Annotated in this window: 12 protein-coding genes; 4 read left to right on the top strand and 8 right to left on the bottom strand. The window is 70.8% G+C overall.

All coding sequences use genetic code 11. The features are described from left to right. Positions 1–692: 692 nt before the first annotated feature. Genes FPZ12_RS44420 through FPZ12_RS44410 form a run of 3 tightly spaced genes read right to left on the bottom strand, consistent with a single transcriptional unit; the run spans position 693 to position 2,232 of the window. Entirely contained in the window at positions 693–1,328 is a 636-nt protein-coding gene (locus tag FPZ12_RS44420; protein ID WP_144761069.1) for an anti-sigma factor family protein, read from the bottom strand. Continuing rightward, positions 1,325–1,837: a sigma-70 family RNA polymerase sigma factor gene (locus FPZ12_RS44415; RefSeq protein WP_144761072.1), complete on the bottom strand. Its 513-nt coding sequence runs from the start codon at positions 1,835–1,837 to the stop codon at positions 1,325–1,327. Before FPZ12_RS44415 ends, FPZ12_RS44420 begins: the two co-directional genes overlap by 4 nt. Then, positions 1,834–2,232, bottom strand: coding sequence for a hypothetical protein (locus FPZ12_RS44410; RefSeq protein ID WP_144761075.1), 399 nt, complete (start codon positions 2,230–2,232; stop codon positions 1,834–1,836). The genes FPZ12_RS44415 and FPZ12_RS44410 overlap by 4 nt, the downstream gene beginning before the upstream one ends. A gap of 117 nt (positions 2,233–2,349) precedes the next feature. On the opposite strand from FPZ12_RS44410, the gene FPZ12_RS44405 reads away from it, so the two are divergent. After that, complete coding sequence (locus FPZ12_RS44405; RefSeq protein ID WP_144761078.1) at positions 2,350–2,799, top strand: QcrA and Rieske domain-containing protein; 450 nt, start codon at positions 2,350–2,352, stop codon at positions 2,797–2,799. Between the two features lie 49 nt (positions 2,800–2,848). Here FPZ12_RS44405 and FPZ12_RS44400 read toward each other — a convergent pair whose 3' ends face one another. Then, positions 2,849–3,298, bottom strand: a complete 450-nt coding sequence (locus tag FPZ12_RS44400) for a PTS sugar transporter subunit IIA (protein WP_144761081.1) — start codon at positions 3,296–3,298, stop codon at positions 2,849–2,851. Next, complete coding sequence (locus tag FPZ12_RS44395; RefSeq protein WP_144761083.1) at positions 3,295–3,603, bottom strand: PTS sugar transporter subunit IIB; 309 nt, start codon at positions 3,601–3,603, stop codon at positions 3,295–3,297. The genes FPZ12_RS44400 and FPZ12_RS44395 overlap by 4 nt, the downstream gene beginning before the upstream one ends. Positions 3,604–3,699: 96 nt before the next feature. On the opposite strand from FPZ12_RS44395, the gene FPZ12_RS44390 reads away from it, so the two are divergent. The 3 genes from FPZ12_RS44390 to FPZ12_RS44380 all read left to right on the top strand — a co-directional run bounded on the left by FPZ12_RS44390 (position 3,700) and on the right by FPZ12_RS44380 (position 6,567). Continuing rightward, positions 3,700–4,467, top strand: coding sequence for a GntR family transcriptional regulator (locus FPZ12_RS44390; protein ID WP_144761086.1), 768 nt, complete (start codon positions 3,700–3,702; stop codon positions 4,465–4,467). Continuing rightward, entirely contained in the window at positions 4,464–5,687 is a 1,224-nt protein-coding gene (locus tag FPZ12_RS44385; RefSeq protein ID WP_144761089.1) for a PTS transporter subunit EIIC, read from the top strand. The genes FPZ12_RS44390 and FPZ12_RS44385 overlap by 4 nt, the downstream gene beginning before the upstream one ends. Before the next feature lie 64 nt (positions 5,688–5,751). After that, the gene (locus FPZ12_RS44380; RefSeq protein WP_144761092.1) at positions 5,752–6,567 is read left to right on the top strand and encodes a serine hydrolase domain-containing protein; all 816 of its coding nucleotides are present in this window, start codon (positions 5,752–5,754) and stop codon (positions 6,565–6,567) included. A 6-nt stretch (positions 6,568–6,573) separates the two neighbouring features. Here FPZ12_RS44380 and FPZ12_RS44375 read toward each other — a convergent pair whose 3' ends face one another. The 3 genes from FPZ12_RS44375 to mltG form a co-directional block, all read right to left on the bottom strand. Further along, positions 6,574–7,521: a D-2-hydroxyacid dehydrogenase family protein gene (locus FPZ12_RS44375; protein ID WP_144761095.1), complete on the bottom strand. Its 948-nt coding sequence runs from the start codon at positions 7,519–7,521 to the stop codon at positions 6,574–6,576. Positions 7,522–7,545: 24 nt separating this feature from the next. Further along, a complete protein-coding gene (locus FPZ12_RS44370) occupies positions 7,546–8,376 on the bottom strand; it encodes a shikimate dehydrogenase (RefSeq protein ID WP_243770356.1) in 831 nt (276 codons plus the stop codon). Positions 8,377–8,383: 7 nt separating this feature from the next. Next, positions 8,384–9,794, bottom strand: a 1,411-nt coding sequence (gene mltG / locus FPZ12_RS44365) for an endolytic transglycosylase MltG (protein ID WP_243770354.1), incomplete at its 5' end; no start/stop codon positions are given.

Below are 9,794 nucleotides of genomic sequence, written 5' to 3'. Positions count from 1 at the left end.
CCGCAAGGGTTGGGCGGGCAAAGGCTGAGCTGGCAAGAGCTGCAAGGGCAAGAGCCGCGCGGGCAAGGACTGTGCGGACAAAGGCCGCAAGGGTTGGGCGGGCAAAGGCTGAGCTGGCAAGAGCTGCAAGGGCAAGAGCCGCGCGGGCAAGGACTGTGCGGGCAAGAGCTGAGCTGGCCAGGGTTGGGCGGGCAAAGGCCGCGCGGGCACGCGTTGAGCGGCCATGGGTTGAGCTGGCAAGAGTTGAGCGGGCAAGGCCTGCCCGGGCAACAGCTGCGCGGGCACAGGTTGAGCGGCCAAGGGTTGAGCTGGCAAGGGCTGCAAGAGCTGCGCGGGCTGGGCGGACAAAGGCCGCAAGAGCTGCGCTGGCGAGAGTTGGGCGGGCAAAGGCAGCGCGGGCAAGGACTGCAAGGGCAAAGGCTGCAACGGCAAGAGCCGCGCGGGCACCCGTTGAGCGGCAAGCGCAGAGCCGCGGGCGTCCGCGTCTTCGCCGGTGTGGTGGACGGTTTCGGTGGTGCGGAAGAAGGATCCCCAGGACATGGATCAAGCCTGGCCAGGCGGCGAGCACGGCCGCAAGGACGAAAGTGCACGAGTGGTCCACTCGCGCCTTATCGCGGGGTTTTTCCTTCTTGTGAGTGGTGCATTTTGTGTGAAGTGCGGAGGCGAGAGCTGGGCGCCCTCGACGCGATCCCCTACGGGCGCCACCGCAGGAGGGCCAACCCGGAGGTCGAGCGGATCTCCAGTGACTGGATGTCCGCCGGGGCCAGATCGGTGTCCAGGGACATCTTCGCGGTGCGGTTCGGGTCGGCCCACCACGTCGCGAGCTGCGTTTCCGAGCCGTCCCGGCGCACCGCGACCAGCAGGTAGTCCGCCCCGTACTCGGCGCCCCGGTATTCGCATGACATGTCGACCCGGGAACCGCCCGAGACGGCGGCTACCGCGGCCGTCGCCTGGACCGGGAAGGAGCCCAGCGGGGTCATCGCGGTCCCGCTCCCGCCGGTTTCGTTCTGGGGCACCAAAATCGCCGCCACGACGGCAGCGGCGGCGGCCACCGCGACCGCGAAGGTCGTGAAGGTCCTGCGGCGCCGGATCCGGCTCACCGAGCGGAGCATCGACGGCAGCAGCCCGGCCGGGGGCTCCTCGGCCTCCACCATCTCGGGCGTCACCTGGGCCAGCAGCCCCGGCAGCCCGGCCAGCTCCTGCACGGCCGAAGCGCATTCCGGGCAGACCTTCAGATGCGCCTCGAAGGCGGCCCGGTCTTCGGGAGACAGGGCACCGAGGACGTACGCGGCGTCGTAGGTCTCGAACGGGTCAGCCGGCCTGCTCACTGGGTCACCCCTCTCTCCTCCAACGCGAGCTTCAGCGCCCGCAACGCGTAGTGCGTCCGCGACTTCACCGTCCCGGGCGCTATCCCGAGGCGCTGGGCCGCGTCGGCGACCGAATACCCCTGGAAGAAGCACAATCCGAGCACCTCGCGGTGCGCCGCCGACAACTCCCCCAGCGCCTCGGCGACCAGCCAGCCCTGCAGCGCACGCTCTGTCCCGTCCGGCAACGGCAGCTCCGGTGGCGCGTCGGTGGTCACTTCCGACCGGGACGCGGCGGAACGCCAGCCGTCGATCGCGATCCGCCGCGCCACGGTGAACAACCAGGCTCGCGCAGACCCCTGCGACTGGTCCAGCACCCGCGGATGTTTCCACGCCCGCAACAGGGTTTCCTGCACCAGGTCCTCGGCGTGGGCACGGTCGCCGCTGGTGAGTTTCAGCGCGTAGGACCACAGCGCCGCCGCATGATCATCGTGCAGCGCGCGCATCAACTGGTCCTCCGCGGCCTCCTTCATGCGCGGACGGCCTGCCGCCCCTGCGAGCGCGCCCGCACCTGGAGCGCGAGCAGCGCGATCCCGAGCACGACGCAGCCCGCTTCGGTGACCACGCCCCACACCTCCGAGGCCATGCGGAACTCCTCGTGCACCCCGAACAGCCCGCCCGGGGTGAGCGAGATCAGATACGCGACCAGCGTGACCGCGCCGAACCCGATGGCGCCGAGCACCGGCAGCCAGTGGTGCCAGAACAGCACCGCGAGCGCGAGCACCACCCCGGCGACCACGTTCACCAGGAACAGCGGACCGATCGTGTCGATGTCGGAGAAGCCCTGGTTGGCCCACAGGTCGTAGTGCACCCAGGCCGATCCGAGCAGCCCCAAGGCGACGAGCACCCGAAGCACCCAAGCGACCATCGTCCCCACCCTCCGTCCATGGAAAACAGTACAACCGTCTCCACGAACCACCCCCCGATCCGGTTCAAATCCGCGCCGGCGTTGAACCGGGGGGCCACCGGGATCGTGTCCAGAGGCATGACTGCTGAAACACCCACCCGTCGTACCGTCCTGACCACCGGAGTCGCCGTGGCCGGCGCAGCAGCCGGCACGGTCGCGCTCGCGGCCTGCGGCACCGACTCGGGTTCCTCGAGCCCGAGCGGGGGTTCCGGCACTTCGGCCGCGGCGGTGCCGTCCGGCACCGCCGTCGCCGCACTGTCCGACATCACCGTCGGGCAGGCCAAATCCGTGACCGTGAACGGCCAGGAGGCCATCGTCTCCCGGCCGACCGAAACCACCGCGGCCTGCTTCAGCGCCATCTGCACCCACCAGGGCTGCACCGTGAAACCGGACGGCGCCAAGCTCAACTGCCCGTGCCACGGCTCGGTGTTCAACGCGCTCACCGGCGCGGTCGAGAAGGGCCCGGCGTCCAGTGCCCTGCCGTCCATCCCGGTGAAGGTCGACGGGACCAACGTCGTGACCGCCTGACCCGCCGCTTCGGGCCGGTGCATTTCGAGGGGACGCACCGGCCCGGCCCTCAACTCCAGACGAACAGCTGATCGCCGGCGCGCACGTCGCCGGCGATCGGCGCGCTCAGCGCCTCGGCGCTCGCGTCGAGCGCCACCACCGGCACCACGGCCGAATACCCCGCGGCGCGCACGGCATCGGGATCCCAGCTGATCAGCGGCTGTCCCGCGCGCACGGCCTCGCCCTTGACCACGTGCAGGGTGAAGCCCTCCCCCTGCTGCTTGACCGTGTCGATGCCCAGGTGCACCAGCACACCTTTGCCGTCCTCACCGGCGATCACGAACGCGTGCGGGTGCAGCGTGACGACCGTGCCCGCCACCGGCGCGACCGCGTCCTGCCGTCCGCCGGCGGGCTCGACCGCGACGCCCGGCCCGACCATCGCCTGCGCGAACACCGGGTCGGGCACCTCGCTCATCGGCCCGGCCTTCCCCGCGACCGGGCTCGTCACCACCAGGCTCACAGCAGGTCCTGGATGTCCTCGGCGATGGTGTCGGCCTCCGGCCCCACCACGACCTGAACGACCGAGCCCATCTTCATCACCCCGAGCGCGCCCGCCTTCTTCAGCGCCGCCTCGTCGATCACGGAGCCGTCCTCGAGCTCGCACCGCAGCCGCGTGATGCAGCCTTCGATGTCGATGATGTTCCCGGCGCCCCCGAGCGCGGCGAGGATCTTCTCCGGCCTTTCGTCCGCCACGACGGTCTCCTTCTCTGTTGTCCGAACACGAACCCGTAACGGTGGTTGACACCCCGACGGTGCGCGGAGCATTCTGCCCCATCAAGCAATGGTCTAGACCGGAACGTACCAATCATAACCAGCCGGGGCGAGCCCCGGACACCGGCGGAAGAGAACAGGTTGGCGACGATGACAGCTCCGCGCCCCACCCAGGACAGGGTGGTGGACGGGCCGACGCCGAAACACGCCCAGCTGCGGGAAATCCTGCGCCGCGTCATCGAGCGTGAGCTCCCGCCGGGCTCCCCCATCGCCTCCGAACGCGAGCTGGCCGAAAGCTACGGCGTCTCGCGCCTCACGGTCCGCTCCGCCATCGGCAAGCTCGTCGAGGAGGGCCTGCTCACGCGCGCCCGCGGCAAGGGCACCTTCACCGCCGCGCGGCGGATGGAACTGCAGCTGTACCTGATGTCCTTCACCGGCGACATGCGCCGCCGCGGCCTGGAGCCGAGCACCGAGGTGCTCGAAAAAGAGGTCCGGGTCCCGCCTCCGCCGCACGCGCGGGCGCTCGGACTCGGCCAGGGGCAGCCCGCCTACCGGCTCGCCCGGCTGCGCCGCGCGGACGGCGTCCCGCTCGCCGTGGAACGCGGCTGGTACCACCCCGGACACGTGCCCGGGCTGCTCGACCTCGACCTCACGCAGTCGCTGTACGAGCAGATCGCACGCCACCACGACCTCCGCTTCGACCACGCCCGGCAGACCGTCTGGGCGGAAGCGGCGGACCGGGAAACCTCGCGGCTGCTGGGCATCCGCGCCGGGGACCCGCTCCTCGTCTTCCGCCGGATCTCCACCACCAGGGGAGAACCGGCCGAGGACATCACCTCCTGGTACCGGGGCGACCGGTACCAGGTGAGCATGCAACTGGATCCGACAGTCCCCGCCGAAGACGGAGGTAACCCGTGAGTACCACCACCGCGGATTCGACAAAGGGCAAAGGCAGGGGTGTCGCCGGGCTGCAGCGCTTCGGCCGCAGCCTGATGCTGCCCATCGCCACCCTGCCCGCCGCCGGCCTGCTCAACCGGCTCGGGCAGGACGACATGCTCGGCCGCTGGGACGCGACGAAGAAGGTCGCCGCCGTGTTCGCCGCCGCCGGGGGCGGCCTGTTCGACTGGCTGCCCCTGCTGTTCGCGGTCGGCATCGCGGTCGGCTTCGCCCGCCGCGGCGACGGTTCCACCGGCGTCGCCGCGGTCGTCGGCTTCGTCGTGTTCAACAAGGTCGTGCAGGTGTTCGCGCCGATCAGCGACCTGGAGGGGTTCAAGGAAGGCTGGTACCTGCAGCCGATCAAATGGCCCTACAGCGTGCTGGGCGGCGTGATCGTCGGCCTGGTGACGGCGGTGCTGTGGCAGCGGTTCCACCGCATCAAGCTCCCGCCGTACCTGGCGTTCTTCGGCGGCCGCCGGTTCGTGCCGATCATCAACTCGTTCGCGCTGCTGATCCTGGGCGTCGTCTTCGGGCTCATCTTCCCCGCCGTGGACAGCCTCATCCAGCACATCGGCAACGGGGTCACCAGTGACGCGGTGATCGGCGGCGGGATCTACGGCGTGCTCAACCGCGCGCTGCTGCCGATCGGGCTGCACCAGCTGATCAACGTGCCGGTGTGGTTCATCTTCAAGGGCGGCGACATCAACAACTTCTTCGCCGGCGACCCGAACGCGGGCGCGTTCACCACGGGCTTCTTCCCGATCTTCATGTTCGCCCTGCCCGCCGCCGCGCTGGCGATCTGGCGCACCGCGCGGCCGGAGCAGAAGAAGGTGGTCGGCGGCATCATGATCGCCGCCGCGTTCACCTCGTTCCTGACCGGCGTCACCGAGCCGATCGAGTTCGCGTTCATGTTCGTGGCGTGGCCGCTGTACGTGATGCACGCCGTGCTGACCGGTGTCTCGCTGGCGGTCTGCAACGCGCTCGGCATCCACCTCGGGTTCTCGTTCTCGGCGGGCGCGATCGACTTCGCGCTCAACGCGGGGGCACCGGCGGCGTCGAAGGCGTGGCTGCTGATCCCGATCGGGCTGGTGTTCGCGGCGATCTACTACTTCGTGTTCAGCTGGGTGATCAGGAAGTGGAACCTGCGGACCCCGGGGCGTGAGGAGGAGGGCCAGGAGGTCACCGACAACACCGCCGTCTGAGTTCCCCCGGCGCCCGGCGCGGCATCCCCGGATGGCGCGCCGGGCGCCGTCGTAGGGTGGCGGCGTGGAGAGTCTGGAAGTGATCGGGCAGTGGCCGGTGGACAACGCGGCCGCGGCGGTGGTGCGGGCCGATGGCACGCTCGCGGGGAAGGCCGGGGACGAGCAGCGGCAGTACCCGCTGGCGTCGGTGAGCAAGCTGCTGACGGCGTACACCGCGCACATCGCGATCGAAGAGGGCGTGGTGGAGCTGGACACCCCGGCGGGGCCGGAGGGGTCGACGATCCGGCATCTGCTCGCGCACACCTCGGGGCTGGCGTTCAACGAGCACCGGCAGATGGCCGCGGCGGGGACGCGGCGGCTCTACTCCAACGCCGGGTTCGAGGAGCTGGCGGACGCGCTCGCGGAGCACTCCGGCATCCCGTTCGCCGAGTACCAGGCGGAGGCCCTGTTCGAACCGCTGGGCATGGGCGCCACGAAGCTCGAGGGCTCGCCCGCCGCGGGCATCGTGTCCTGCCTGCGTGACCTGATCCCGTTCGCGGCCGAGTTGCAGCGGCCCACCCTGCTCGCCCCTGGCACGCTCGCCGCCGCCACCGAGGTCGCGTTCCCGGGGCTGACCGGGGTGCTGCCCGGGTTCGGCCACCAGAAGCCCAACGACTGGGGGCTGGGCTTCGAGATCCGCGACCACAAGAGTCCACATTGGACCGGAGCGGGCTCATCCCCGCGCACCTTCGGGCATTTCGGCCAGTCCGGCACGTTCCTGTGGGTGGACCCGGACGCGGGCGCGGCGTGCATCGCTCTGACCGACCGCGCGTTCGGGCCGTGGGCGGCCGAGGTGTGGCCGCCGTTCACCGACGGGGTGCTCGCGGAGCTGAAGGGCTGACGCCGGTCAGTCCAGCGTCATCACGCGCACCGGCTCGCCGGCCTGCCAGGCGGCGATGTCCTCGACCGCGTCACGGTAGAAGACGTCGTACACGTCCTTCGACACGTAGCCGATGTGCGGGGTGAGCGTCGCGTTCGGCAGGGTGCGGAGCGGGTGGTCGGCGGGGAGCGGCTCGACGTCGTACACGTCCAGCGCGGCGCCGCCGATCTTCTTCTCCCGCAACGCATCCAGCAGCGCGGCCTCGTCGATGACCGGGCCGCGTGAGGTGTTGACGATCAGCGCGTCCGGCTTCATGAGGGCGAACTCGGCGGCCCCGACGAGACCCCGCGTGCGCTTGCTCAGCACCAGATGCACCGACAGGACGTCCGCGCGGCGGAACAGTTCTTCCTTCGACACCGCGGTCACGTCGTGCTCGGCGGCCCGCTCCGGGGTCAGGTTCTGGCTCCACGCAACGGTTTCCATCCCGAACGCCTGGCCGACCCGCGCCACCCGCGAGCCGAGCCTGCCCAGCCCGAGCAGGCCGAGCGTGCGGCCGTGCAGCGGCGTGCCGACCGTGGTCTGCCAGCGGCCTTCGCGCATCGCGGGCAGTTCAACGGCGAGGTTGCGCGCGGCGGCGAGGATCAGCGCCCACGTGTGCTCGGCCGTGGGATGCGAAAGGTAGCCGGTGCCGCAGACCACGATCCCGTGCCGCCGCGCGGCTTTCAGATCGATGGCCGCGTTGCGTTCGCCGGTGCTGACCAGCAGCTTCAGGTCGGTGAGGCGGGCGAGCAGCTCGGCGGGGAACCGGGTGCGCTCGCGCATCGCGACGACCACCTCGGCGCCCGCGAGCCGCTCGGCGAGCTCGTCCTGGCTCCCGATGGCGTGGGTGAACACCTCGATCTCGGCGCCGAGGGAATCCCAGTCCGCGAGGCTGAGGGCGATGTTCTGGTAGTCGTCGAGAATCGCGATCTTCACGAACCCGACCGTACCTCGCCGGGCTCAGTCCAGCGGCAACGGCAACACATTCCGGGTGGCTTCGCGCAGCGCGTCGCGCATCGGCTCGCGGGGCGCGGGCTGCCCGGTGAACTGCTCCACCTGGCCGAAAGCCTGGTGCAGCAACATGTCCAGCCCGGTGGCGATCCGGCCGCCACGCGCGGCGACGGCTTCGGCCAGCGGCGTGGGCCACGGGTGGTAGATCACGTCGAGCACGCATTCGGCGGCGGCCAGCTCCCCGGCGTGCTCCGCGACCGCGGCCGGGGGCACCGTGGACACGAGCACCGACGCGTCCGAGACGACCTTGCCGAAATCGACCTCGGCCCAGGTCAGGACCTCGGTCTCGACCCCGGCCCGCCGCGCCGCTTCGAGCGTTTCGCCCGCGCGGGCGGGATCCCGCACCACCAGCCGGGCGCGCGCGACCCCGAGCCCGGCGAACGCGACGACCGCGGCCGCCGCCGTGCCACCCGCGCCGAGGATCACGCCGGTGGACCCGGGTTCGGCGCGGAAACCACCGGCGGCGCGCAGCGCGCCGGTCACGCCGTCGACGTCCGTGCAGTCGGCGAACCAGCCGGACTCCTTGCGCACCAACGTGTTCGCCGCGCCCGCCGCGACCGCGCGGGGCGCCGCGGCGGCGGCGAACTCCAGCGCGGCGCGTTTGCCCGGCATGGTCACCGACAGCCCGGCCCACTCCGGGCCGAGCCCCGCGACGAACTCCGGCAGGCCCGCCGCGTCCATCTCGATCCGCTCGTAGCTCCAGCCGGACAGGCCCAGCGCGGCGTACGCGGCCTGGTGCAGGACAGGCGAAAGGGAGTGCTCGACGGGTTTCCCGAGCACCGCGGCTTTAGTAGGCACCGCGCTGCCTCGCGAGGTCCTTGTTCTGGTTGTGCTCCTCGATGGTGACCGCGAAGCAGGACAAACCGTTCTTCTCGCACTTCACGAAGTACACCCAGTCCCCCGCCGTGGGCTGCAGCGCGGCCTGGATGGCGTTCGCGCTGGGGGACCCGATCGGCGTCGGCGGCAGGCCGGCGAACGTGTAAGTGTTGTACACGCCCGGTTTCTGCCGGTCCGCGTCCGTCGTGGTGACCACCGGCTTGTCCAGCAGGTAGTTCACCGTCGAGTCCAGCTGGAGGCGCATCTTGTCGTTCAGCCGGTTGTAGATCACCCGGGAGATCTTGCCGAAGTCGGTGTTCACGCCCTCGCGTTCGATGAGCGACGCGACGGTCAGGATCTCGTACGGCGTCAGGCCCTGCACCTGCGAGGACGACGCGAGCCCTGCGGACTGGATCTTCGTGGCCGAGCTCTTGAGCACGAAGCCCAGCAGATCGGCGGCGTTCCAGCCGGGTTTGACGTCGTACACGCCGGGCGCGACGAGGCCTTCGATGCGCCGGGCGTCGGTGCTCTTGCCCGCCGGGCCGGTGGCCCAGCCCGGGACGCCGAGCGCGGCGAGGTCCGCCGTGGCGGCCTCCTTGCGCAGGTCGTCCACCGGCACGCAGGTGTTCTGCCCGTTCAGGTTCGCGCAGGAAGCCTTGGCCAGCAACGAAAACACGCCCGGGGTGACGGTGCCGTCCGGCTGCGTGATGTCGTCGAGCTGGGTGCCGGCGCGCACCTGCAGCACCCCGACCCGCGCGGTGGGCGACGTCAGCTGCGTGACCGCGGCGGCGCCGGACATCTTCGTCTTCATCACGTAGTAGCCGGGCTGCAGGCCCAGCACCTTCGTGTTGTCCTCGCTCGCCTTCACGAACGCCTTCGCGCTGGCGACCACGCCGGTGTTGAACAGCTCGGTGCCGATCGCGCCGGTGGAGTCGCCCTGCCCGATCTGGATGACGACGTCGGAATCGCCCTGGCCCTGGAAGTCGTCGTAGCCGAAGAACGAGTCGATGCCGTACCAGGCACCGCCGCCGATCAGCCCGATCACCACGAGCGCGACGACCCAGCGCAGCGCGCGGCGGCCGCGTTTGACCTTGCGGCGCGGCGGTTCCTCTTCGTCGTCCGGCGGCTCGATGTACTCGGGCTCGGCGCGTTCCTCGTCTTCGTACTGCTCGTACTCCTCGTCGGCGAAGAAGCCTTCTTCCTCCGCGTACTCGTCCTCGGCGTACTCCTCGTCGTCCGCGTAGCGGTCGTCGTAGTAGAAGTCGTCCTGGACCGGGATGACGTCCGTCGGCGGGTCGTCCTGCGGGCGCGGACGGCGCTGCGGCGGGGGCGGCGGTGGCTGCCTGCGCCGCGCGGCGGGCGGCGGCTGCTGCCCAGGAGGA

Source organism: Amycolatopsis acidicola, assembly GCF_007713735.2.
Lineage (GTDB): Bacteria > Actinomycetota > Actinomycetes > Mycobacteriales > Pseudonocardiaceae > Amycolatopsis_E > Amycolatopsis_E acidicola.
Note: the sequence above shows the minus strand (reverse complement) of the source record. Positions and strands in the feature narration are given on the sequence as shown.

Excerpts from the sequence above, each read along its gene's own strand:
- FPZ12_RS44415 (WP_144761072.1), bottom strand. The coding sequence starts at position 1,837 with ATGAAGGAGGCCGCGGAGGACCAGTTGATGCGCGCGCTGCACGATGAT.
- FPZ12_RS44410 (WP_144761075.1), bottom strand. The coding sequence starts at position 2,232 with ATGGTCGCTTGGGTGCTTCGGGTGCTCGTCGCCTTGGGGCTGCTCGGA.
- FPZ12_RS44405 (WP_144761078.1), top strand. The coding sequence starts at position 2,350 with ATGACTGCTGAAACACCCACCCGTCGTACCGTCCTGACCACCGGAGTC.
- FPZ12_RS44395 (WP_144761083.1), bottom strand. The coding sequence starts at position 3,603 with ATGCTCCGCGCACCGTCGGGGTGTCAACCACCGTTACGGGTTCGTGTT.
- FPZ12_RS44390 (WP_144761086.1), top strand. The coding sequence starts at position 3,700 with ATGACAGCTCCGCGCCCCACCCAGGACAGGGTGGTGGACGGGCCGACG.